The 25,193-nt window shown below is 70.8% G+C and carries 17 protein-coding genes; all 17 read left to right on the top strand.

Going from position 1 to position 25,193, the window contains the following annotated elements; all coding sequences use genetic code 11:
• Window positions 1-25: 25 nt before the first annotated feature.
• Window positions 26-550: a phage tail protein gene (locus tag ABZ893_RS01955; RefSeq protein WP_255979047.1), complete on the top strand. Its 525-nt coding sequence runs from the start codon at window positions 26-28 to the stop codon at window positions 548-550.
• Between the two features lie 85 nt (window positions 551-635).
• Complete coding sequence (locus ABZ893_RS01950; RefSeq protein ID WP_361395180.1) at window positions 636-1,406, top strand: hypothetical protein; 771 nt, start codon at window positions 636-638, stop codon at window positions 1,404-1,406.
• 241 nt (window positions 1,407-1,647) lie between these two features.
• Entirely contained in the window at window positions 1,648-2,160 is a 513-nt protein-coding gene (locus ABZ893_RS01945; RefSeq protein ID WP_361395177.1) for a hypothetical protein, read from the top strand.
• A 61-nt stretch (window positions 2,161-2,221) separates the two neighbouring features.
• A complete protein-coding gene (locus ABZ893_RS01940; protein WP_361395174.1) occupies window positions 2,222-3,121 on the top strand; it encodes a DUF4255 domain-containing protein in 900 nt (299 codons plus the stop codon).
• A 33-nt stretch (window positions 3,122-3,154) separates the two neighbouring features.
• Window positions 3,155-5,152 carry an ATP-binding protein gene (locus ABZ893_RS01935; protein WP_361395171.1) on the top strand — a complete coding sequence of 666 codons (1,998 nt, stop codon included), beginning with the start codon at window positions 3,155-3,157 and terminating at the stop codon, window positions 5,150-5,152.
• Window positions 5,143-5,463, top strand: coding sequence for a hypothetical protein (locus tag ABZ893_RS01930; RefSeq protein ID WP_361395168.1), 321 nt, complete (start codon window positions 5,143-5,145; stop codon window positions 5,461-5,463). Before ABZ893_RS01935 ends, ABZ893_RS01930 begins: the two co-directional genes overlap by 10 nt.
• The gene (locus ABZ893_RS01925; RefSeq protein WP_361395165.1) at window positions 5,460-11,951 is read left to right on the top strand and encodes a DUF4157 domain-containing protein; all 6,492 of its coding nucleotides are present in this window, start codon (window positions 5,460-5,462) and stop codon (window positions 11,949-11,951) included. The genes ABZ893_RS01930 and ABZ893_RS01925 overlap by 4 nt, the downstream gene beginning before the upstream one ends.
• Before the next feature lie 12 nt (window positions 11,952-11,963).
• Complete coding sequence (locus ABZ893_RS01920; protein WP_361395162.1) at window positions 11,964-12,530, top strand: hypothetical protein; 567 nt, start codon at window positions 11,964-11,966, stop codon at window positions 12,528-12,530.
• The gene (locus tag ABZ893_RS01915) at window positions 12,527-13,213 is read left to right on the top strand and encodes a hypothetical protein (protein ID WP_361395159.1); all 687 of its coding nucleotides are present in this window, start codon (window positions 12,527-12,529) and stop codon (window positions 13,211-13,213) included. Before ABZ893_RS01920 ends, ABZ893_RS01915 begins: the two co-directional genes overlap by 4 nt.
• A 10-nt stretch (window positions 13,214-13,223) precedes the next feature.
• Window positions 13,224-13,577, top strand: a complete 354-nt coding sequence (locus ABZ893_RS01910; protein ID WP_361395156.1) for a hypothetical protein — start codon at window positions 13,224-13,226, stop codon at window positions 13,575-13,577.
• Window positions 13,570-14,709: a hypothetical protein gene (locus ABZ893_RS01905; RefSeq protein ID WP_361395154.1), complete on the top strand. Its 1,140-nt coding sequence runs from the start codon at window positions 13,570-13,572 to the stop codon at window positions 14,707-14,709. The genes ABZ893_RS01910 and ABZ893_RS01905 overlap by 8 nt, the downstream gene beginning before the upstream one ends.
• Window positions 14,710-14,757: 48 nt before the next feature.
• Window positions 14,758-15,291 (top strand): phage baseplate assembly protein V, encoded by a 534-nt coding sequence (locus tag ABZ893_RS01900; RefSeq protein ID WP_361395151.1) that lies wholly within the window; start codon window positions 14,758-14,760, stop codon window positions 15,289-15,291.
• A gap of 136 nt (window positions 15,292-15,427) precedes the next feature.
• Entirely contained in the window at window positions 15,428-15,676 is a 249-nt protein-coding gene (locus tag ABZ893_RS01895) for a hypothetical protein (protein ID WP_361395149.1), read from the top strand.
• The gene (locus ABZ893_RS01890; RefSeq protein WP_361395146.1) at window positions 15,673-16,059 is read left to right on the top strand and encodes a GPW/gp25 family protein; all 387 of its coding nucleotides are present in this window, start codon (window positions 15,673-15,675) and stop codon (window positions 16,057-16,059) included. The genes ABZ893_RS01895 and ABZ893_RS01890 overlap by 4 nt, the downstream gene beginning before the upstream one ends.
• Window positions 16,056-19,193, top strand: coding sequence for a putative baseplate assembly protein (locus ABZ893_RS01885; RefSeq protein ID WP_361395143.1), 3,138 nt, complete (start codon window positions 16,056-16,058; stop codon window positions 19,191-19,193). Before ABZ893_RS01890 ends, ABZ893_RS01885 begins: the two co-directional genes overlap by 4 nt.
• On the top strand, window positions 19,190-22,990 hold the full coding sequence (locus ABZ893_RS01880; RefSeq protein WP_361395140.1) for a putative baseplate assembly protein: 3,801 nt from the start codon (window positions 19,190-19,192) through the stop codon (window positions 22,988-22,990). Before ABZ893_RS01885 ends, ABZ893_RS01880 begins: the two co-directional genes overlap by 4 nt.
• On the top strand, window positions 22,990-25,113 hold the full coding sequence (locus ABZ893_RS01875) for a hypothetical protein (protein WP_361395137.1): 2,124 nt from the start codon (window positions 22,990-22,992) through the stop codon (window positions 25,111-25,113). The genes ABZ893_RS01880 and ABZ893_RS01875 overlap by 1 nt, the downstream gene beginning before the upstream one ends.
• The last annotated feature ends 80 nt before the right edge of the window (window positions 25,114-25,193 follow it).

Raw genomic sequence — 25,193 nt, 5'->3', positions numbered from 1 at the left:
GACCTTTGAGGCGTGAAGGAATCCGATGGCTGAGTTCAACGTCAACGCCCATCGCTTCGACCCCTACAAGAACTTCAAGTTCCTGGTCCTGTGGGACGGTCGGACGGTCGCGGGCATCAGCAAGATCAGTCCCCTGAAGCGGACCACCGAGGTCGTCAAGCACCGGCACGGCGGCGACCCGAGCTCCCCGCGCAAGTCGCCGGGCCGCTCCGAGTTCGAGGGCATAACCCTGGAGCGCGGGGTCACCCACGACCCCGAGTTCGACCGCTGGGCCAACAAGGTCTGGCAGGTCGGCGCCGGACTCGGCTCCGAGGTGTCCCTGGCCGACTTCCGCAAGGACATCGTGATCCAGGTCCTCAACGAGGCCGGGCAGGTCGCCGTCTCGCACAAGCTCTACCGGACCTGGCCCAGCGAGTACCAGGTCCTCGGCGAGCTGGACGCCAACGCCAACGCGGTGGCGATCCAGAGCCTCAAGCTCGAGTGCGAGGGCTGGGAGCGGGACTACGAGGTGCCGGAGCCGGAGGAGCCTTCTTTCCTCAACCCGGCCTGAGTAAGGGCTAGTTGAGGTAATCGGGCGGAGCGTGGGTTGAAGGCCGTCGCGGGGGCGGCGGCACGGGCAGGGAACGGGGGCGGGGATGACGGCGGGGATCACGGACAGCACTCAGGCCGGCGACCTCCTGGCGACATGGGAGGCGGGACTCGGGCGCGACGGCCACGGCCGCGCGCTGCTCCTGCACCGCGCCGCCCGTCCCGAGCTCGGCGGCGACCATGAGGCGCTGCTGGCGCTGCCGGTCGGCGCCCGCGAGGCCGACCTGTTCGCGCTGCGCCGGGCCCTGTTCGGCGAGCGGATGCAGGTCAGGATCGACTGCGACGCGTGCGGCGCGGACATGGAATTCGACCTGGACGCACGGGAGTTCGCCCGGACCCTGCGCGCGCCGGACGAGTCTGTGGTTCAGCTCACCGAAGGCGGTTGGGACGTCGCGTTCCGGGTGCCGACCGTCGCCGATCTGACGGCGGCGGCCCGGCACCCGGACGCGGCCTTCTCCGCCGGCGCGGCCCGGCGCGCGCTCCTCGCACGGTGCGTCGTGTCGGCGGAGCGAGACGGGGCCGCCGTCGCCGTGGACGTACTGCCCGAGGCCGTGCAGAAGATGATCGCGGAGGCGGTCGAGGCCGCCGACCCGGCCGCCGACGTGACGCTCAACATCAACTGCCCGGAGTGCGAGGCGGCCACCCGCGCCGAACTCGACATCGCCTCCTACCTGTGGGCGGAGCTGGACGCTTGGGCCCGTGACGTCCTGCTCGACGTCCATCTGCTCGCCACCGCCTACGGCTGGAGCGAGCCGGAGATTCTGGCGCTCAGCCCGCTGCGGCGCCGCTACTACCTGGAGCTGTGTGCGGATGCGTGAGCCCACTGAGCCTGCGGGCGCATCGGGGTCTTCGGACGGGGGTGCCCCGGACTATTTCGACCGGCTGCTCGCCCGGCACGCCGGGGGTGCCGTGCCGCACGCGGGCGTGACCCGGGTACGGCCGAGGCTCGCCGGGCCCTTCGAGCGGGTGGAGGCGGTACGGGGGGATGGGGTGCAGGAATCGGACGGCGTCGAGTCTCTATGGCCTTCGACCCCACAAGTGCCAATAGATCACGGTGAGTTGAGTACGCCGACGCGTGAGGTCCGCTTCCACTCGGAGCGTGAGCGCACCGTCGTACGTACTGAAGCGGCCCCCGCTTTTGAAGTCTCGCGGACGCCGCTCCCGGCCACGCCGGAGGTGCGTCCGCTGCGGCCCGCCGCCATGCCGGTGCCGCGTGCCGTCCCCGAGACCGCACGCCGTACCGCCGCACGGGAGCGAAGCGCCGCGCTCCCGACCCGAAGCGCGGTCTCCGCGCCCGTCCCCCCGGGGACGGAGACCGCCGCCGTCGCCGTGCCCACCCCCCTTCGGCCCAGCGCCGTGGACACGGCGGCGGCACGGGACGCCGTACGGCAGTCGGCGGGTCGGCGCGGAGGGCGCGGCGGCGAGCAGGTGGTGCAGGTGCAGATCGGGCGGCTCGAGGTGACGGCGGCCGGGGCGTCGTCCGCCGACACCGGCCGTGCGGGCCGGTCCGCTCCCGCCAGGCAGAGCGCGACCGTGAGCCTGCAGGACTACCTGGCCCGGGGGCGCGAGTGAGGAACGCAAGCCGTGGACACGCGGGAGGGACACGTGGACGAGGGACTGAGGAACTGACCCCATGAGCAACGCACTCGCACTCGCCCACGTCACCCAGGCCCTGGCCCTGCTCATCGAGGCCAACCTGCAGCCGGAGATCGGCATGGCCGTCAAGGTCGAGCCGCGCAAGCCGCCGGCCGACCCGCCCACCGACCCGACCATCATCGTGTTCCTGTACCAGGTCACGCCCAACACCTCGCAGCGCGGCAACGACCTGCCGACCAGGGCCTCCGACGGCAGGCTCGTCAAGCGCCCGGCCGCCGCTCTCGACCTGCACTTCGTGATCAGCGCGTACGGCGAGGAGAGCGAACTGGTCGGCCAGCGCCTCATCGGCTCGGTCGTGCGCACCCTGCACGAGATACCCGTCCTGCCCAAGGACGTCATCGAACAGGCAGGTGAGAAGCCGTACTTGGCGGGCAGTGACCTGGCCGACGCGGTCCAGAAGGTGCGGTTCACGCCGACCGTGATGGACGTCGACGAGACGTCGAAGCTGTGGGGGATGCTCAACCAGACGCCGTACACGCTGTCCGTGGTCTACCAGGCGTCGCTCGTCTTCATCGAGGGCCGCGAGCAGCCGGTGCCGGTTAAGCCGGTGGAGCGGCAGACGGTGACGGTGCTGCCGTTCGGGGCGCCGGGGGCGCCGGAGCGGCCGGTTTCTGACGGGGGTGCGGATACGGGGGCGGGCTCTGAAGGTGCCCCGGTGTCGGAGGTGGCCGACGCGCCTGTGAAGGGCGGTGCCCAGGGGAAGGTCACCGGCAAGGCGGTGGCGAAGACCGCCGCGAAGGCTCCGGCCAAGTCGACGGCGGCTGCTGCGAAGGCGCCGACCACCCGTACTCGTAAGACCTCGGCGCGTGGCGCCGCCAAGACCACGGACGCTGCCGCCCCGAAGAAACCGGGCGCCACTGACGGCGGGGAGAGCTGAGGCGGCGTGGGGACTCGGGGGCGAGGCGACGACATGACGGCGGACCGTGCCGTCGGGACGGGCGGTGCGCTGCCGCTGGCGGCGGAGATCCAGCGCGTACTGGCACTCGTGGATGCTCATGCCGCGCGGGCGGCGGACACCGCCGGAAAGGCCCAACCAGCCGATGAGCAAGGTGACTTGGGTGTGGACGGCGGCGCTTCAGCCTCCGTGCCCGAGACGGCCCCCGCCACCGCCGCCCCCCTCACGGCCCTGTCCTCCTGCTTCGGCCTCACCACGTTCGAGCGCGACCTCATCCTGCTCACCGCCGCCTACGAACTGGACCCCACCACGGCGGCCCGCTGCGCAGCGGCCAGCGGTGACCCGGAACGCGCCTACCCCACCTTCTCCCTCGCCCTGGCCGCGCTCGGCGAACCGCACTGGAGCGCGCTCACCCCGGTCGCCCCGCTGCGCCGCTGGCGCCTCGTGGAGCTGGACGACGAGTCCCGGCTGACCATGTCGCGGCTCCGGCTCGACGAGCGGATCCTGCACTTCCTGCTCGGCTCGCCCTATCTGGACGCCCGGCTGCACGGCCAGTTGCGCCGCACCCCGGTCGCCGACGGCCTGCCGCCCTCGTACGACCTGGCCGCGAACCGCGTCACCGCCGGCTGGACGGACGGGGCCCGCCCGGACGGCCCGCTCCTCGTCGAGCTGGTCGGCGGCGATCTGCGCAGCCGCGCCGACATAGCCGCCGCCGCGGCCGCCCGCGCCGGGCTCGGGATCTACGCGATGGACGCGGAGGACATCCCCACCGACCCCGCCGCACGTGACGCCCTCGCCCGGCTCTGGCAGCGCGAGGCGATCCTGCTGCCGGCCGCGCTGCTCGTCGAGGTCGGCGAACTGGACCGGGACCAGCGGGCGGCGACCGAGGCGTTCCTGGCCGGGGCCGCCGTACCCGTAGTCGTATCGAGCGAGGACGCGTGGCCCACGGAGCGGGCGCGAGGCGAACGGGTGGCCGTGCCGCACCTCGACGACGAAGAGCAACTAAGCCTGTGGGCAGGGGAGTTCGACGGCGTCGTCGACATCGCGGAGGGGGAACTGCGCTCGCTGGTCGCCCAGTTCCAGCTGCCACCGCACGTCGTACGTTCAGCCGCCGCGACCGTACGCCGTGATCTCCCCGGCGAGGACGAACTCGACGGGGCGAAGCTCGCCTGGCGGGCCGGCCTGGGCGAGGCCCGCGTCGGCATGGACGCGCTCGGCCGGCGCATCGAACCGGAGGCGGGCTGGGACGACCTCGTGCTGCACGAGCGCCAGACCAGTGTCCTGCGCGAGATCGTCGCGCATGTGCGGCAGCGGGCCACGGTCCACCAGGAGTGGGGGTTCGCGCAGACCCTGCGCCGCGGCCTCGGCGTCACCGCGCTCTTCGCGGGCGGCTCCGGCACCGGCAAGACCCTCGCCGCCGAGGTCATGGCCAAGGAACTCGGCCTCGACCTCTTCATCATCGACCTCTCCCAGGTGGTCAGTAAGTACATCGGCGAGACGGAGAAGAACCTCCGCAAGGTCTTCGACGCCGCCGAACGGGGCGGCGCCCTGCTCCTGTTCGACGAGGCCGACGCCCTGTTCGGCAAGCGCAGCGAGGTCAAGGACAGCCACGACCGCTACGCGAACCTCGAGGTCAGCTATCTGCTGATGCGGATGGAGGCCTACCGGGGCCTCGCCATCCTGACCACCAACATGAAGAAGGCCCTCGACACGGCCTTCATGCGGCGCATCCGCTTCGTCGTCGACTTCCCGTTCCCGGCCGAGAACGAACGCGCCGAGATCTGGCGCCGCGTACTCCCGTCGCAGGCCCCGGTGAAGGGCATAGAGCCGGACCTGCTCGCGCAACTCACCGTCGCCGGCGGCTCGATACGCAACATAGCTCTCTCCGGCGCCTTCCTCGCCGCCGAGGAAGGCGACCGCCTCCAGATGCGCCACATGCTCGCGGCGGCCCGCACCGAATACCTGAAGCTGGAACGCTCCTTGACGCCGGGGGAGGTACGCGGATGGGTGTGACTCCGCACTCAGGCTCACGGGACCGGCGTGACGACGCTCGCGTCCCTCGGGAAATCCGTATCGACGTCGGCGAACTCGTCCTAGACGGCTTCCGCGTAGACCCGGACAGGGTCTCGGCATCTTTCGAACGCGAACTGACGCGCCTCGTACGCGAACACGGCGTACCCCTGGCGGCGGACGGCGCTGTGGCGGTGGACGCCCTGTCCGGCCTGTCGCCACTGCCCGCCGGCCTCTCCGCCCGCCGCCTCGGCCAGGAACTGGCCCGCGCCGTGCACGCCGGCCTTTCCGGACGCGGGGAGGTGACGCGATGAGCGGCGCCCAGACCCAGGACTCCCGCGCGGACCAGGCCGCGGAACAACGCCGCAAGAAGCGCAAGGAACGCGCCGCCAAGAACCAGGCGCCCGAGCCGAAGGACATCGTCAGCGGGGCCGGCCAGCCGCTCGACGTCGGTCTCCGGCGGGAGTTGGAGGGACAGCTCGGCCACGACCTCGGGCGGGTACGGCTGCACACCGGCCGGGACGCCGGGCAGCTGACCGAACTGCTTGGCGCGGACGCCGTAGCCGTCGGCCAGGACATCTTCTTCCGCGAGGGAGCCTTTCGGCCCGGCACCGACGAGGGCCGGCGGCTGCTGACCCACGAACTGCAGCACACCGTGCAGAACCCGCACGGCCTGGGCGCGCTGCGGGCCGGCCGCGAACTCGGTGCGGTCAGCCTGCCGCAGCAGTCCATCGAGCGGGAGGCGGAGGCGGCCGCGCAGGCGGTCGTTCGGCCAACATCCTCGGCGTCCTCAGAGCAGGCCCCGACGGTCGAAGAGGGCCAGGCCACGCCCGGCTGGCTGCGCTACGCCACCGTCGACGCCGACCGGATGCGTGCCGAGGCCGTCGACCCGGCGACCCTCGTGGACCGGCTCGCGGGCAATGTGCTGCGCAGCCTGCGCGGCGACCCGACCGACGCCTCCGGCCGGGTGCGGCTCCAACTGGCCCGTATGTCAGAGGAGTTGGAGGACGCGGTCGTCGACCGGCTGGAGAACCGGCTGCTGACGCCCGAGTACGACCGGCTCCTGGAGATCGCCGACGAGGCTCGCCCCGGTCCCGTCGAACTCCAGCCCACCCAGGCGCCGTTGCCCGAGCTGGACCTGTTCGAAGAGCTCGGTGTCGAACGTACCCAGTGGCAGAAGAAGCAGGAGTCCGACCGCAAGTCTGCCGACCGGCGTGCCACCGACACCCGCGAGGAAAAGCAGGACGCCAAGGCCCGAGACCAGAAGAGCGGCAGCGACCGGAGCCGGGCGCGCTCCGACGCCGCCACCGAAGAGCAGGAGTCCGCTCAGCGCACCGAGCAGGAGGACGAGCGGAACGCCTCCCGGCAGCAGGCCCAGGAGGAACAGCAGCAGACGGACGAGGAGGCGGCGGGCGACCGCGAGCGCACCGACCAGGCCGCCGACGAACGCGCCCAGGGGCAGCAGCAGGGCACCGAACAGGCCAAGGAGGAGCGCAAGGAACAGCGCGAGCGTGAAGAGGCAGACCCGCGGCAGGCCAGCGAGCCGGGCGCCGACAAGCGCAAGCGGCGCGACGACCAGACGCAGCCGGGCGCGGGTTCCAAGCGCGAGGAACCGGACCCGAAGCAGAGGGCCCAGCCCGGCCCCGTACGCCCCGAGAAGGTCGACGAGCGCGGCGAGCGGTCCGACTCCGCGCTGTCCGAGCACGGCCTGAACGAGAAGGGCGAGGACGGCGGCGCGGAGGCCGAACCGCGTGAGGAGGAGCGGCCGCTCGGACTTGAAGCGGGAGCCGATCAGGAGGTCGCGGGCGGCGAGGACGAGGGCGCACCGGCGGCGGGCGAGCACGACGAACCCGCGCTCAAGCCCGAGGACTACCTGCCGGACGCCGACCTCGACCTGTCCGCCGTACCGACCGCCGACAAGCTCGCTCCGGGGGCCGCCGAACCGTCGCTGCCTTCCTTCCCCACCCCGCCGCCGACGAAGGCGGAGAAGACCGAGCAGGAGCGGGAGAAGCGGGAGGGGGAGCAGGACGAGGACGACGCCGGGCCGGAGCAGAAGGCCCCTGGCCAGGACGAGGGGCCCGTAGAGGGCGAGGCTCCGCAGCCTGAGAACGGGCCTGCCGCACAGGCTCAAGACCGTGGCACCAAGGACCTCCAGGAGACCGAGAAGCCGCTCGACCAGGAGGTCGGCCAGGACCCGGCGACCCAGGAGAAGGACCGCCCCGAGCCCGAGGCCGAGAAGCCCGACCCGGAGCAGCAGCAGGAGAAGGAGCAGAACAAGGAGCCCGAGTCCGCCGACGGCGACCGGGCGGACGACGACGAGCAGCCGGACGCCGAGGACGCGGAGGCGGAGAAGAGCGAGCAGCGGGGGCGTACGGCTGCGGAGTCCCGTACGGGCGCAGGGGCCCCGTCGGGTGCGGGAGCCGCGCCGTCGGTGGCGACCCCGGTGGCCGCCGCCGTGGCCAAGCCCGCCGGTGCGCAGACTCCCAAGACACCGGTCGAGGACCGTGAACCCTCGCCCGCCGCCCGGCGTGGAGCCGAGCCGCCCCGGTCCGAGCGTGAGGCGCCGCAGGCCAAGAGCCAGGTTCCCAAGGAGACCGGGCCCGGCGCCGCGCCGCGCGGACCCGTCGGTGCCGCCGAGAAGACCGGGCCGACGACCGCTGCCGGACCTGGTGCCGCGCCGTCCGTCGCTCAGGCCGCGGTGAGCCCGGCCGCCGAGCAGACCGACGGGCCCGGCCAGACGGCGGCGACGGACGCGCCCCGGCCCGAGGCGTCGTTGGAGAAGGACGGCGGTGGCTGTGCGCCGCCCGCGCCCGCGCCTGAGAAGGAAGAGGGGCAGGGCGGTTGCGGAGGGGGCGGTGGCGAGGCCGCGCCCGAACAGAAGCAGGAGGATCCGCCGGACGTCTCGGGGCAGGATCCCAAGGCTGCCGTGCAGACCGTGAGCAAGCTGGCGCCCGATCAGGCGGCTGCCGCCATGCCCGGGGTCGACAAGGCCGCGGACAAGAAGATCGGCGAGGAGCAGAAGCGGCTCGACGCCGCCCCGCCGACGAAGGAACGTCCTTCGGGCGCGCCGCAGACGCGTTCGGCGCCGCCCGAGGCCGCGCCGCAGGCCGCCCAGGTCACCGGCAAGGTGGAGCGGATCGGCCCGGAGGACCAGGCCGACAAGCAGAAGGCCAAGGGCGGCGACAAGGCCCAGGGCAAGGAGGCCACCGCCGATGTGGCGCCTCCGCCGGCCCCCGCCGTGCCCAACAAGGGGCTCAGCGAGGCCGAGGCGAAGAACGTCGAGGCGGCCGCCGACGCGGTCCCGACCACCGACCCCGAACTCGAGAACAAGACGGTGGGCCCGGCGCCCAAGATCCGTCTCGAAGGCGCCAGCGACCCCACCCGTACCGACGACCAGGCCAAGGCGCTCAAGGACAAGCAGTCCGACCTGCAGACGACGGGCCGTGACGACGCGGCCAAGCCGCTCGGCGAGGACCAGATCTTCCCCGATGCTCCCCGGGAGGAACTCCGGGGCAAGGCCTCCGGCGGGGGCGGCGGCAAGGCGGGCGCCCTTGAGGCCACTCCGGCGCCGAAGGCCGGGGTCGGCGCCGTCGCCAAGCAGGAGAAGGGCTCAGAGATCACCGGCGCCGCCGGCAAGGCGCAGGGCGACCTCGACGCCAAGGACAAGGAACACCAGCAGAGCGAGCAGCAGGCCAAGCAGGAGAAGCAGGCCGAGATCAACAGCGAGGTCGAGCGCAACACCTCGCAGCAGACGGCCGAACGGGGCCGGGTCGCCCAGGAGACACAGAAGCAGCGCGAGGACTGGCGGGGCGAGCAGGACAAGAAGATCGAGGACGCGGACAAACAGTCCGACGACGAACACGGCAAGAAGAACAAGGAGATCGTCAAGGCCCGCGACGACAAGGACAAGGAGGTCGGCGAGCGCAAGGACAAGGACAACGCCTCGATCGACACCGAGCGCGAGAACGCCGAGAAGGAGGCCAAGAAGAAGAAGGAGGAGAAGAAGCCCTCCGGAGGCATCCTCGGCTGGATCGCGGACAAGGTCGCCGACTTCTTCAAGGGCCTGCTCGCCGCCGTCACCGCGGTCTTCGACGCCGCCCGCAAGGCCGTCAACGGGATCATCGACAAGTTCAAGGAGTGGGCCAACCAGGCGATCGACTTCGTACGGGACCTGGCCGTCAAGGCGATCAACGCGCTGGCGGACGTCCTGATCGCGATCGGCGACACGCTGCTGGCGGCCTTCCCCGAACTGCGGGACAAGTTCCGCAAGGCGATCGAGGGCCTGCGGGACGCGGCGATCGCAACGGTCAACAAGCTGGCGGACGGCCTGAAGAAGGCGGTCAACAGCCTGCTGGACGCCCTTGCCGCCGGCCTGAACAAGCTGCTCGACGTCCTGGAAGCGGGCGTCAAGGCGGTCATCAAGGCGTACCAGGCCGTCATCGAGGGCGCGATCAAGTTCGCGCAGGCGGCGATCGAAGCGCTGGGGAAGTTCGCGGCGCTGGTGGCGGACATCGCGCCGGACCCGGGCGGCTGGATCTCGAAGGCGGGCAGCTCCGCCAAGACCGGTATCACCGACCATCTCTGGGGCGCCATCAAGGTGGCGGTCAAGGGCTGGTTCGACACGAAGGTCGAGGGCATCCTCGGCCTGGGCAAAGCGGTGATCGACGTCCTGGTAAAGGGCTGCGTATCGCTGAAACAGATCGGCAAGATGGCGTGGGACGCGATCATCGCCTCCCTCCCGATGATGATCGCGACGCTGGTCATCGAGAAGGTCGTCTCGATGATCGTGCCGGCGGCGGGCGCGATCCTCACGATCATCCAGGGCCTGATGGCGGCATGGTCGACGGTGAGCTCGATCCTGTCGGCGTTCGGCAAGTTCTGGGCCTACCTGAAGGCGGTGAAGGCGGGCCCGGCGGCGTGCTTGTTCGCGGAGGCGGTGGCTGCGGGGGTCGTGGCCCTGCTGGACTTCATCACCAACTTCCTCCTCCAGAAGCTGGCTTCAGCCACCAAGGGCGTAGGCAAACGCCTCAAGGGCATGGCCCAGAAAATCATGGACGGCCTGAAGAAGGTCGGGGGAGGCGCGAAGAAGGCGGCGGGTTCGGCGGTGAACTCGGCGCGGGGGGCGCTGCGCAAGGCCAAGCAGGCATTGACCCGTCCCGGGTCGGCACACAAGCCGAAGGGCGAGCCCTCGCCGGACCCCAAGTCCCCGGTGAAACCGAAGGATCACGCTACGCCTAAGGGGCCGGCGAAGAAGCCGGAGGCGAAGCCGAAAGACCAGGCACCGGAGAAGGAGCAGCGCCCCACCAAGGACCGGGCCCCGGCCAAGGACAAGACTTCTGAATCCGCGCCGAAGAAGAAGCAGAAGGAGATCGAGGGCCCCAAGCCGACCAAGCCCAAGAAGCCCAAGTCTCCTGTGGGCAAGGCACTCTCGAAGGCTAAGGGCGCGGTCAAGTCGGCCATGAAGAAGGCCGGCAACGCGGCGAAGACGCTGGGCAGGAAGCTGAAGAAGTCGAAGCTGGGCAAGGCGCTCAAGAACGGCGCGTCGAAGCTGCGGAACTTGTTCAAGCGGAAGAAGGGCCACCTGCGTGACCACAAGAAGAGGCAGCACGAGCAGAAGAGAGGGGACCAGGACAAGAGGCGTAAAGAGGAAAAGTCTAAGGAGTCGAAGGAGGCGCGGCTGCAGAAGATCCTGGCCAGGCTGAGGCCGAAGGTGCGCCTCCTCCTCAAGCAGGGCGTCCCCGAGCGCATGCTGTTGGCCGTGCTCGGCGCCCTTCGCGTCTGGTACCGGCTCACCGGCCTGGGGAAACAGGGTGAGCAGCAGTTCAAGGTGTGGGCTCGTCTCAACCCGGAGGAGCCCGTCGACGTTGGCTACCAACTGGTGCCACCGGACATGCGTCAGTTGGTGCGGGAGGAGTCGAAGAACGTTCTGAAACGCCAGGACGTTCGTGCCGCCGCCGAGCGCGTGCACCGCGAGAAGCTCGCGGCGGAGCAGACCGGCAAAGGCAAGGGGGCGGAACATGTCCCGAGGACGTCCGGCAGCTCCGACATTCCTGGGGTGGTCCATTACCTCCGCGAACGCGGCGAGGGCCTGGAGATCTCGAAGTCGGACGGCGCCAGGGAGAAGCTTCCTCCGTACGACCCGGGCTACAAGAACGAGGACTACGAAGTCGGTCCGAACCGAGAGAGAGTACGCGAGAAGGACCAGCCCGGCGCGCGAAATGCAAAGACCATAGGAGTCGAGAGATACGACCAGGTACCTCAAGAACTGAAGGATCTGAAAATCTCGGAAGAAGACTTCGCAGCTGGTATGCGTGCGTACGTCAGGAACGGGACTCTGCCGGGGTCCTGGGACGAGGAACAGCGTGACTTCATCAGGAGCTCGCACTGGCTCATGTTTGTTCGGGAGTCGACTCGTAACTATGCCAACATAGGGTTTGCGGCGATGACGACCGATCTCCTTGCCCGCGGTAGAGAAGGCGGTGGCCTCTCCGCCGAGGATGCCTTCTCGGCATATGAGGGGACGGGTAGGCGGGGCGTCCGTGGCGCCTATCCCATGTCCATGAAGGGAGCGATCCAGGCCGGTTGGGGCCTCGAACAGGAGGAAGATGAGCAGAAGAAGGGACTTCGCGGAACACGCAAGAATCGTGATGAACTCGTCCGCCGAGAGGAAGAGCTGGCGGAGAAGTGGGTCCTTGCGGCCACTCAAGGGAAGGGAATCACAGGGATAAATCGACCGGATGCTATGGATCATGGCAGAAGAATTGTTTCTGAATTCGTCAAAAACTTCTACAAATTGCAATAGTGAGGCCGCCTCATGACCGATTTCAGTCACCGCTTCGTTCTCAAACCGACCTGTTCCATTCGGGATCTCAAGCGGCTTGCGTGGGATCTCGACTGGGATATCGTGGACCTGCGTCGATCGGAGGCCGGAGCGTACGTCGACATCTGGATCACGTACGACAAGCGCACCGAAATCCATCACGTGGACGATGAGCCCATTGGCATGCGGTATCTCACTGTGCGGGGAGAAGCCGGCGACGAGGTTGCGCGGCAGATCCAGGAGAACTGTGACCTTTGGAGCTACCAGGAAGCCCGGCGCGCGCTGCGATCGGCAGCTGACAGGAACGAGAAGCTCACGGCCGTGTACGCCGCCGCGCTCACCGCTCCGGCCGAGGAAGACGGGGGCCTCGTCGCGGCCTTTCGGGAAGTGGCCCATGACGCTGATCCGGGTGTGCGGCAGTCCGTCGTCATCGCGACCGGATACCTCCCCTGGCCCGGTCTGGTGCGCATCGTGGACGAGGTGCTCACGCGCGATCCGGTGGATCGTGTGAGGAGGAACTCTGAACTCCTCCTCGAAGGCCTCCAGCGGGGTGGCGAGTGACCCGCTACGCAGACATCCCCAAACCCATCCGCTCCGGCATAGTCGTAGTTGACCCCGACCGTGGCACCCCCCAGCGCGTCATCGTGCTGCAGTTCAATCCTGACACCCTGGAGCGCAGCATCGCCCCGCAGACCGCTGGGGACAGTGGCGACTCCGGTGCCGGTGGTGGCGGGAACGGGGACCGGAACGAGGCCCTGCGTCTTAAGGGTCCCGCCGAAGAGACCTGGAAATTTACCGCCGAGATCGACTCCACCGATCAACTGGAGATCGCCGCGCCCGACGGCATCCACCCCCAACTCGCCACCCTCGAAATGCTCGTGCAGCCGTCCACCGCTCAGCTGCGCGCAGCTAGCCGCCTCGCGCAGAACGGGACCATCGAGATCAGCCCGATCGAGATGCCCCTGACGCTGTTCACGTGGGGGAGCAAGCGGGTCATGCCCGTGCGGCTCACCGAGCTTTCCGCCAATGAGTCCGCGTTCGACGTGAATCTCAATCCGATTCGGGCCTCGCTGAGCATCGGCATGAAGATTCTCACCGTCAGTGATCTGCCGGCAGGCCACCGCGGTGCCGATCTGTACATGGCTCACCTCGCGCAGAAGGAGCGGCTCGCTTCCGCCGCGCGTGGTGGGAGTCTCGGCTCGCTCGGGCTGCCGGGTGCCGACGTACTGAGTGGAAGGCGTTGAGGACACAGACATGGCTGACATCGAGTCCTACGAGAGTGCCCTGGACGCGATACCGGGATCTCATCCCTATCCGCGCAGCAGCCGGTACCACGACGCCGAGATCGGGGTGCACCGGCTCCCCGACGGGACCGAAGTGCGTTACGCCAAGCGGCGGTTGCTGCCCCCGCTCGATGCCCAGGAGAGCCAGGAACATGTCGTGGGGGCCGGGGAGCGCCCCGACCTCCTCGCCCAGCGCTACTTCGGCGACCCCGCCCAGTGGTGGCGCATCGCCGACGCCAACCCCGTACTCGACCCACGGGAGTTGACCGACGAAGCCGGACGAGTCATCGACGTTCCCGAGCCCGGGGGGCACCGGCGTGTCTGAGCAGCCCGTGGGGAAGGGCCCCGTACACATCACGCTCCTCATGGGGCCGAAGCTCGCCCGCCCCGTGCCAGCCGAGGTGACCGAGGCCCTGCTGTCCGCCCAGATCACCGCCACCGCCGGCGAACGCAGCGGGTTCCAGCTCGCCTTCGATCTCACGAAGACCGGGATCATCAACAAGGCGCTGCTGCCCGAAGGCTTCTTCGACCCCAAGACGCGGCTCATCGTCACCGTCAGCGTCCGGGGGACGACCGATGTTCTCTTCGACGGGCTGATAGTGCGTCAGGAAGTGGGCGCCAGCAATCAGCCCGGTCACTCCACCCTCACCATCACGGGCGAGGACCTGACCCTGCTGATGGACCTCGAGGAGCGCACCGCCCGTTACCCCAATCTCCCGCCCTCCGAGCGCGTCCTTAATATCCTTCGCCAGTACTCCGATTACGGCATCCGGCCCGACGTCTACGCCGAGAAGATCGCGCAGCCGCCCCATCAGGATCTCCGCGTTCACTACCAGACCGGCACCGACCTCCAGTACGTCACCGATCTCGCCCGCGCGAACGGCTACACCTTCTACCTCGACCCCGGCCCCAACCCCGGTCAGTCATCGGCTCGTTGGGGCCCCGAAATCCGCCTCGGCATCCGTCAGCACGCCCTCAACGTCAACATGGATGCCAACACCACCGTGGACCAGCTCACCTTCGCCTACGACGGGACCGCGCGCGAAGAGCCGCAGGCCCGGTGGCAGGATCCGGGGACGCGCGTGTCCACGCTGCTGCCTCAGCCGCCGATCAGTCCGCTGCGGCCCCCACTGGGCCGGCGCCCCACCCCGGCCCTCAAGCGCAAGACGCTCTCCGGAACCGCCAAACTGCAGCGCGCCCAGGCAGAGGCCGAACTCCTGGCCCAAGCCGCCACATCCGCCGACGTCATCAGCGGCTCCGGCTCCCTGGACGTCAACCGCCACGGCTACATCCTCCAACCCCGCCAACTCGTCGGCGTACGCGGATCAGGCCGTGCCTACGACGGCGACTATTACGTCAAGTCCGTCACCCACAACCTGCGGCCCGGGTCCTTCCAGCAGAACTTCACGCTCTCCCGGGAAGGCCTGGAGGCGCAGCACGACACCGTCCGGCCCTGACCCCAAGCCGACAGGCGACAACACCGCACACAACAGGAGCAGTTCAGCATGGCGGCACCCAGCAATCGCTACCTCGGCAAGTTCCGCGGCCGGGTCGTGGACAACAACGACCCGCTGCACATCGGCCGGGTCACCGTCGAGGTTCCCGACGTGCTCGGTGACGAGCCGTCGACCTGGGCGCTGCCCTGCCTGCCGTTCACCGGGCCCGAGGCCGGCCAGTTCGTGGTGCCGTCGAAGGGGACGGGTGTGTGGGTGGAGTTCGAGCAGGGTGATCCGAGTTTCCCCATCTGGACCGGCTGCTGGTACGGGGAGGAGAAGGAACTGCCTCCCGACGCACGGAAGTTGGTGGCCTCGCCGTCCGACCACAAGCCCGTCGTCGTGCAGACGCCCGCGGCTCACAAGATCGTGATGTCGGACGCCCAGGGGGACGAGCGCGGGATCAAGTTGCAGGCCGAGGGCGGCGCGTACATCCATATCACCAAGGAAAAGATCGTCATCGCGACCGGTGGGGGCGCCGAAGTCGTCCTCGAAGGACCGACCGTGACCATCAGCAAGGGCATGACCGTGTCCGCCAAGCAGTGACAAGACGGGGGAAAGATTTAAAGTGTCCGGGATATCCGGGGTATCGGGGGTTTCGGGGAGCCTGCTCGGCGAGGACGCCGTGATCAGCTGCCCGCACGGCGGCAGGGCCGTACCCGCCACGACATCTAACGGGTCGGTGCACCTCAACGGCGTGCCGGTCCTCACCGGCGCGCACACCTTCGTGGTCGCCGGCTGCCCGCACACCGTCGACGGTGTGCCCTCACCCTGTGTGGCTGTCCGCTTCACCGCGGATGACACCGGCATCACCGTCGACGGCGCGCCCGTGCTGCTCGACACCTCCGCGGCCCAGTGCTTCTCGGCGGCGTTCGTCGCCCAGGGGCCGCCCTTCGTCCAGGCCACGCAGCGAGAGGTGACCATCCCATGAGCCGGCGTACCCGGGTCCGCAGCGACATCGCCTTCCCGTTCCGGGTCGACCGGCGGGGGCGCACCGCGCACGCGGACCACGACGAGCATGTGCGGGACCTGATCGAGCAGTTGCTGTTCACCAGCCCAGGCGAGCGCGTGATGCGCCCCGACTTCGGCTGCGGCCTGCTCGACCTCGTGTTCTCGCCGAACAGCCCCGAGCTGATCAGCACCCTCGAACTGTCCGTGCAGGCCGCCCTGCAGCGCTGGCTCGGCGACCTCATCGAGGTCGAGGCCCTGGACATGGAGAGCGACGAGAACGTCGTACGCGTCCACCTGGCCTACGCCGTACGCGCCACCGGAACCCGCCGTGACGACGTCCTCGAAGGGAGGACCCAGACGTGAGCAGCACCACGACAGGCGCGCGGCGCACCAAGGTAAGGGCCGCTCGGCTCAACGGAGTTGACGCCGTCGAGGTGAGCGACGACGGGCTCACCCTCACCGTCACCTTCCTCGGCAAGGCCCCGCACGGCCTCGGCCCCGAGAACGTACGCATCGACGGCGGCCGCCGCGTCACCGGCCTGCGCGCCGACGACGTCAGCGTCGAGCGCGAGGAGGACCCGGAGCTCGACGACCGGCTGTACGTCACCCTCGACAAGGCGGGCGACACCTCCCGCTACCGGCTCTCGCTCGTCGAGACCGACCCGTACGGGCGGCCGGGCGACGTGCCCTTCCACGGGTTCGACCAGCGCTACCACAGCGCCGAGTTCCGCTTCCGGCCCGACTGCCCGTCCCCGTTCGACTGCGCGGACGAGCCGGACGAGGACACGGAGTTCCCGCAGGCCCCCGTCATCGACTACACCGCGCGCGACTACGACACCATCCGCAAGCTCCTTCTGGACCGGCTCGCCCTCACCACGCCCGACTGGGTCGAGCGCAACGCCGCCGACCTGGGCACGACCCTCGTCGAGCTGCTCGCGCACACCGGCGACCAGATCAGCTACCAGCAGGACGCCGTCGCCACCGAGGCGTACCTGGACACCGCCCGCCGCCGGATCTCCGTACGCCGCCACGTACGCCTCATCGACTACGCGATGCACGACGGCGCGAGCGCACGCGCGTACGTCGCCGTGCAGACCGCCGGCGAGCACACCCTGCCCGCGGGAACCTTCCGCTTCGCCTCCGTCGACACCCGCACCCTCGACCCGCACGACACCCCCGAACCGGGCACCGTCATCGACGACCCCGACCTCGCCGACCTGAGCGAACGCGGTTCCGTCGAGGTCTTCGAACCGGTCGCCGCCGACGAGCCACTGAGGCTCCTCGACGCCCACAACACCATCCGGTTCTGGACCTGGGACGGCGACACGTGTGTCCTGCCCGCGGGCGCCACCGCCGCTACTCTGCGCGACGCGTGGCGTGACCCCGAGCAGTGCCAGGAACGCCGGCTCGACCTGCGCCCCGGTGACGTCCTCATCCTCGAAGAGGTCAAGGGCCCGCGCACCGGCACCCCCGGCGACGCCGACCCCACCCACCGCCAGGCCGTCCGCCTCACCTCGGTCACGCCCGGCGTCGACCACATCGAGGACCAGCCCGTCCTGGAGGTCACCTGGGCCGCCGAGGACGCCCTGCGCTTCCCGCTCCGCCTGACCACGCTCGGCGGCCGCGACTGCGAACCCGTCGAGGACGTGAGCGTGGCGCGTGGCAACGTGGTGCTCGTCGACCACGGGCGCTCCCTCGCCTGGTGCGGTGACGGCCTCCAGGAGACCGTCACCGTCCCGCACGACCCCGCCGTCACCGGCGCCTGCGGCACCCCCGCTTTCGGCTGCGTCGACCGCGACGAGGGCAACGCTCCCGCCCGGCTCATCAACTCCCTTGCCGACAAGGTTGATTCGGGTGTGCCGCTCAGCGCGGACGACATCCGTGAGCTGTTCGATGTCGTCGGCGATACGGAGACGAGCCGCGCCGGACTCGGACTCGAACTCGCCGGGCAGCAGGGCCGCGAGCGTGTCGTCCCCAGTACTGCTTACGCGCAGGCCGCCGCACTCGGCACCCTGCTCGCCCAGTCCGTGTACCCGGGTATCAAGCCTCGTTTCCAGCCCCGGCTCGGCCGCTCGCCCGTCACCCAGGTCGTCGCCTTCCCTGACCCGGACCACGTCAGCAAGGGCCAGGCCGACCGGCTCGCGGCGATCCCCGGGCGGATCGAGCAGCGCCTGACCGAGCTGTGGCGCAGTGCCCGCGACCGTGACGGTCTCGACGACACCGAGATCGACGAGCTGACCGTCGTGTTCGGGCCGAAGGTCCTCGACCGGCTCGAAATGCGTCTGCACCCGGTACGTGCCTTGCGTGAACTCCTGCACCGCAGCGACGAGTTGCTGGACAACAAGCTGCGCCGCGTCGAGGTCCTCGCTGCGCGAGCCCGCGCCGGTACGGTCCTCGACGGGCGTATCGCCTGGGAGATCGCCCACAGTTGGGGCCCGGCGTACGCCGCCGGACTCCACCCGGGCGAGCCCGTCCTGCGCGGTCCGGCCACCGCCGCCCTCGCCCACGACCCGCGCCACGCTCTGCCCGCCGTCCGTGTCCACGAGGGTGAGCACACCTGGGAACCCCGCCGCGACCTGCTCGAAAGCGGCCCCCGCGACCGGCACTTCGTCGGTGAACTGGACGACGACGGCCGCCTCACCCTGCGTTTCGGCGACGGCCGCCACGGCGCCCGGCCCACCCCGGGCGCGCGCCTGGAACTGCGCTACCGGCTCGGCGGCGGCACCGCGGGCAACGTGGGCGCCGAGGCCATCAACCACCTCGTCGTCTGCCGCGACCCGGAGGGCGACGCGGCCCTGCCGGTCGCGGGTGTACGCAACCCGCTGCCCGCACTCGGCGGAACCGAACCTGAACCACTGGAACAGGTGCGGCAGTTGGCGCCCCTCGACCTGCGCCGCACCAAGCTGCGTGCCGTCACCGCCGACGACTACGCCGAACTCGCTTCCGCGCTGCCCGGCGTGCAGCGGGCCGCCGCCGAGATCCGGTGGACCGGCAGCGTCCAGGAGGCGCACGTCGCGATCGACGCGTACGGGACGGGTACGCCCGCGCCCGCACTGCTCGACGCGGTCGCGCACCAGCTGGAGACGTACCGGCGCATCGGCCACGACCTCGTCGTGAGCCCGGCGCGTCTGGTGCCGGTGGACATCGAGTTGTGCGTGTCGGCGAAGCCGGGGCACCAGCAGGGGCAGATCCTCGCCGAGCTGTACCGGGTCCTCGGGCGCGGCCGGCTGCCCGGCGGGCGGCTCGGCTTCTTCCATCCCGACGCGCTGACCTTCGGCGAACCGGTGCGGCTCAGCCGACTCGTCGCGGTCGCCGCGGCTGTCCAGGGTGTGGAGAGCGTCCAAGTGGCCCGGCTGCAAAGGCTGTTCGAGCAGGACCGTGGAGAGAGGGAGGAAGGCGTGCTGCGGCTCGGCCCGCTGGAGATCGCCCGCTGCGACAACGACCCGGACCACCCGGAGAACGGCCGCCTCGACATCCGGCTGGGAGGCCCCCGATGACCAGCGACCCCACCTGCACCTGCGGCGGCACCTGCGCGGCGGGCGCCGGGCACGACGAACGCCAGGCCCCCGCCGCCCCGCACAACCCGCCCGGCCTCAGCGCCCTGGCGCACCGCGTCGGTGACTACGGCTCCTTCCTGGCCGCACTTCATGACCGGCTCGCCTCGCCCGCGTACCCGGCGCTCGGGCGGCTCACCGTCCGTACCCCCGACGACCCGGCGCTCGGTCTGCTCGACGCCACCGCTGTCCTCGGGGACCTGCTGACCTTCCACTCCGAGCGCATCGCCGACGAGTCCTACCTGCGGACGGCCAACGAACACCGTTCCCTCGTGCTGCTCGGCCGCCTCGTAGGCCACCGGCCGCGCCCCGGTGTCGCCGCGTCCACCCACCTCGCGTACCGCCTCGACCGCGACCCGCGCGCCGAGACGCTGCCCGTGGTCATCCCGCGCGGGGCGCGCAGCCACGCCGTGCCGGCCTCGGCCGACGAGGAGTCCCAGGCCTTCGAGACCGGCCAGGACCTCAAGGCCCGCTGGGACTGGAACGAGCTGAAGATCCGCAGGCGCCGGGCCTCGCTCATCACCCCGGACGACCTAGAGCGCCGCTCCGAGCTGTTCGTCGAAGGCACCGACACCTCCCTGCGCACCGGGGACCAGCTGCTGTTCGTCTTCGAGGAGAAGGCGGGCGGCGACCGCAGGCTCACGCCCGTCACGCGGGTCCGCGTCGACCGGGACGACGACGTCACCGGCATCGGCCTGCCCATGTCGGCCCCGCCCACGCTGAAGGAACTCGTCGACGAGGTGAGCCGCTGGGTCGCGAAGCCGGCGGGGCCGGGCGCCCCCGGCGAGGAACCGCCCACGCCCGAGGTCCCCAACCCGCGGCCCGTCAGCCTCCTCATCGAGGAGTTCGACTTCCAGGTCCTCACACCGCTACGGGCCGACCTGCCGGGCATCAAGACGCCCGGCAGCCTCGCCGACCGCCTCGCCGAACCGGTGGAACGTCTCGGCGAGGCCCAGGTACTCGCCAGGGCGTACGAGGATGTGGCTGCCTGGTTCGAGCAGCTGGAAGCCGTACTCGATGAACTGGCCGAGCGGGCAAGGGAGTTGGCGCCAGCCCAAGCGGTCGACGATGACGAGCGGGCCGCCGCGCTTCAGTACACGAAGCGGCGCCAGGAACCCCAGGCCGTCGCCTTCGACGCCCTGGCCACCCTCGTACCCGCGCTCACAGGTACGGCCACCGGCAAGGCAGCATCCCGCCCCGGCACCACCCCCGTCGCCCAGACACCCGGCGCCGACACGGCCCGCCTCCTCGCGGCCCTGCACCCGGGCCTCGGCCGCACCCTCTACCCGGCACTGCGCAAGGCCAAGGCGCCCAGCGCGCCCAAGGTGCTGCGCGAGGTGCTCGCCCTGCGCACGCGGACCGCCCCCTTCGGCGCGACCGCGCCGCTCAAGCCGGTCCAGGACGACCGCGGCCGCGTGGTCCGCACCGCCGACTGGCCGCTCACCGGCGCCGTGCTGACGAGTGTGCGCGTCGTCTTCGACACCTCCGGCAAGGCGCCGGAGCGCGCCGAGTTCCAGTACATCGAGGGCGGCAACTCCGACCAGCGCTCGGAGAACCTGCTCGGCCAGACGCACATCCCGCCGTTCCCCCTCGGCCCCGGCACGGTCGACCTGTCGGCCCGCGTCGCCCCGGAGCGCGACCTGAACTGGCTGGCCCGCCGGCCCACGGACTCCCAGGAGCCGGGCGTCACCGCTCAACTGCACGCCGGGCTGCCGGAGTTGGGCCTGTTCGTGTCCCGCCCCGACGACGAGGGCCGCGTCCACGTCGTCGTCGGCGACGGCACGTCGGACCCGGTCGAACTGCGCCCCGGCGCCCCGCAGCAGGTCACGCGGGGCGGGTACGTGGTGACGCTCACGTACACGACGGCCGGTACCCAGCCCAACGTAGAGATCGTCATCGCGAGCACCCCGGAACCCGTCAACCGGAACATCCTCCAGCTCGACAGCGTGCAGGACGCCGTCACCGTCGGCAGCTGGGTCGCCGTCCAGCGGCCCCGCAAGGGCGCGGACGGCGGCATCCCCGGCGACAGCAAGCTCCAGCTCGTCACCACCAAGGTCACCGCGGCGCGCACCGTCGCGTACACGAACTACGGCATCACCGGACGCGGCACCGAACTCGTCCTCGCCGACCCGTGGCTCGACGACAAGGACGTGCTGCTCTCACACATCCGGGAGACCACGGTGTACGCGGCCGGGGCACCGCTGCGGATGGCCGACGAACCGCTCGGCGAGGACGTGCACGGCAACGAGATCGAACTGGCCGACCTGTACGAGGGCTTGGAGCGCGGCCGCACCCTCATCGTCGGCGGCGAGCGCAGTGACATCCCCGGCACTACCGGCGTACGGGCCACCGAGGTCGTCGTGATCGCCGAGGTCGAGCGCGCCACCGACCCGACCGCACCGGACGGGCCGTTCCACACCAAGCTGACTCTGACCGCCGACCTTGCCCACCGCTACCGCCGCGAGACGGTGGAGATCCTCGGCAACGTCGTGGAGGCCACGCACGGCGAGAGCCGGGACGAACCCATCGGCAGCGGCGACTTCGACCGCGTCAACCAGACCTTCACGCTCTGGCAGTCGCCGCTCACCTGGATGGCCGCCGACACCCCCCTGGGTGCGACACCGGCCCTGGAGGTGCGGGTCGACGGCCTGCTCTGGCACGCGGTCGACAGCCTCGCAGGGCGCGGCCAGCGCGAGCGGGTCTACATCACCGGCACCACCGCCGACGGCCGCACCACCGTGACGTTCGGCGACGGTGTGCACGGCGCCCGGCTGCCCAGCGGCCACGAGAACGTACGGGCCCGCTACCGCTTCGGCACCGGCAAGGCCGCCAACGTGGCCGCGGACCGCATCACCCAGGCCGTCACCCGCCCCCTCGGCGTCACCGCGGTCACCAACCCGCGGCCCGCCACCGGTGGGGCCGACGCCGACGGGCCCGCGCTCACCCGGCGCACCGTCCCGCTGTCGGTCGCAGCCCTCGACCGGCTTGTGTCGGCGCCCGACTACGAGGACTTCGCGCGCTCGCGGGCCGGTATCGGCCGGGCCCACGCCCGTGAACTCTTCGACGGCAAGCGGCGGTTGCTGCATGTGACGGTCGCGGGCACGGACGACGTACCGATGGCCGAGGACTCCGATCTGCTGCGGTCCTTGCGTGCCGCGCTCACCGAGTACGGCGACCCGCGCCTGCCCGTCCGCGTCGATGTGCGGGAGCTTGTGCTGCTGCTCCTGGCGGCCCGCGTGAAACTCGCGCCCGACTACGCCTGGGAGGTCGTCGAGCCCCGTTTGCGGGCGGCGCTGCTGCGCCGACTCGGCTTCGACGGGCGGGAGTTGGGGCAGCCCGCCGCGCTCTCCGAGGTCCTCGCCACCGCGCACTCCGTGCCGGGCGTCGACTACGTGGACGTCGACGTCTTCACCGGCGTACCAGCGTCCGCCACTCCCGAGGAGATGGCCCGCCTGATCGCCGAGCCGGGCCCGCCGCGTCCCTCGGTCCCGGCGCGCTCGGCGACGCACGACGAACGCGCCTACACCGTGCGTGACAAGGACGGCGAGACCCTGTCGTCGATCAGCAGGCGGCACGGTCTGCCGCTCGACGAACTGCTGCGCCTCAACCCCGACATCACCGACACCCGGCGCATCGGCCAGGGCCGTTCGGTGTTCGTCTTCCGAGGTGTCCGCCCGGCCCAGCTGACCATGCTGTCGCCGCTGGCCACGGACACGATCGTTCTCACGGAGGTCAAGTGATGTCCCGAGAGCCGGACGGGCTCTACGACCTGCTGCCCCAGTGGCACCGCCTGCGCGACGCCGAGGAGGGCGAGCCGCTGCGGGCCCTGCTCGCCGTCATGGCCGAGCAGCTGGACCGCGTGCGCGACGGCGTCGAGCAGGGCTACGAGGACCTGTTCGTGGAGACGGCCGCGCCGTGGGCGCTGCCCTACCTCGGCGACCTGGTGGGCTACCGGCCGCTGCCCGGCTACGAGCGCGTGCTCACCACCGGCCTGCGCGGAGCCGGCCGCGACGGCCTCGAACAGGCCCTCGCGCCCCGCCGCGACGTCGCCGCGACCGTCGGCAACCGCCGCCGCAAGGGCACCCTGCACCTCCTGGAGGAAATCTCCGAACAGGTCGCCAACTGGCCAGCGAGAGCAGTGGAGTTGTCGCGGACCGTCGCGCACCAGCAGCCGGTCAAGCTGTACGCGGACGGTGCCGCACACCGTCGTACGCGCGGCCGGCTCGCCGACCTGCGAGATGGTGCCGCCCTCGACCTGGCGGGCGGCCCGTTCGGCACGGTGGCCCGGAACGTGGACGTGCGGCGCGCCGACTCCCGCTACCGCCAAGGCGGCTTGAGCCCGGCCGGGGTGGCGCTCTTCGTGTGGCGGCTCAAGGCCCACTCGCTCACCACGTCACCCGCGTACTGCATAGACCGGGCCCGGCACCTGTACACCTTCTCCATCCTCGGCAACGACACCCCGCTGGTCACCAAGCCGGAGCCCGAGCCGTCGGCCACGCACATCGCGACCGTCGACAACGTGCCGGCGTTCATCCGGCGCCGCCAGCTGCACGACCGGCTCGCCGACTACTACGGGCCCGGCAAGAGCTTCGTCATCCGGCGTGACGGCGAGGACAAGCCGGTGCCGTTGTCCGACATCGTGGTCGCCGACCTGTCGCAGTGGCGCTACCGGCCGAAGCGCGGGCAGGTCGCCGTCGACCCCGAACTGGGCCGCATCGCGTTCGGCGCACGGTCGGCGCCCCGGCAGGGCGTATGGGTCGACTACCACTACGCGTCCGCCGCCGACATGGGCGGCGGCGAGTACCCGCGCGACCGTGTGGAGCGGCCCGACGCCACCGTGTACCGGGTCGGCCCCGGCGAGACGTACCGGCAGATCATGGACGCCTACCGGGCCTGGCAGCACGACCGCCGTTCGGGCGCGAGCGGGCCCGACGGCATCGTCGAGATCACCCACAGCGGCGCCTACCAGGAGCAGCTCGACTTCGACCTCGACCCGGGCGACCGCTTCGAGCTGCGCGCCGCCGAGGGCACCCGGCCCGTCATCCGGCTCCTCGACTGGTACAGCAACCGGCCCGACGCCCTCAACATCCGTGCGGTGTCCGAGGATTGCGCACCGGCGGACCGTCCGCGTCTCGTGCTCGACGGGCTGCTCGTCGCCGGGCGCGGCATCAACGTCACGGGCCCGATGGGCGCAGTCGTCGTACGGCACTCGACGCTCGTACCTGGCTGGTCCCTGGAGCCCGAGTGCGATCCGCACTCGCCCGACGAGCCCAGCATCGTCCTGGAACGCACCACCGCGCGCCTCCAGATCGAGGACAGCGTCCTCGGCACCGTCGAGGTCATCGGCGACGAGGTGTCCGAGGACCCCCTCGACATCCACCTGCGCGACTCCATCCTCGACGCCACCGGACCCGACCGCGAGGCGCTGTCCGCACCGGACTGCCGCCACGCGCACGCGGTCCTGCACGTCCACCGCTCCACGGTCATCGGCGAGGTGCACACGCACGCCGTGCGCATCGCCGAGAACTCGATCTTCACGGGGAAGCTGCACGTCGCACGGCGCGGCATCGGCTGTATGCGCTTCAGCTACGTACCCGTCGGCTCCCGCACCCCGCGCCGCTACCGCTGCCTGCCGGACGCCGCCGACGTGCGACCGCTGTTCACGTCCGAGCGGTACGGGACGCCCTGGTACGGGCTGTTGGCGGACCGGTGCCCCGAGGAGATCCGGCGGGGGGCCGAGGACGGGGCCGAGCTGGGCGCCTTCCACGACCTGTACCGGCCGCAGCGCGAGGACAGCCTGCGGGCACGGCTCGCCGAGTACGTGCCCGCCGGGACGGACGCGGGGATCTTCTTCGTGACCTGAGCCGACCTGAGCCGACCTCAGCCGACCTCAGCCGACCTGAGCCGACCCGCCCACGGGGCGCGCCCCGCCCACCGACGACA

It is taken from the genome of Streptomyces sp. NPDC046821 (genome assembly GCF_040645335.1).
Taxonomy (GTDB): domain Bacteria; phylum Actinomycetota; class Actinomycetes; order Streptomycetales; family Streptomycetaceae; genus Streptomyces.
Note: the sequence above shows the minus strand (reverse complement) of the source record. Positions and strands in the feature narration are given on the sequence as shown.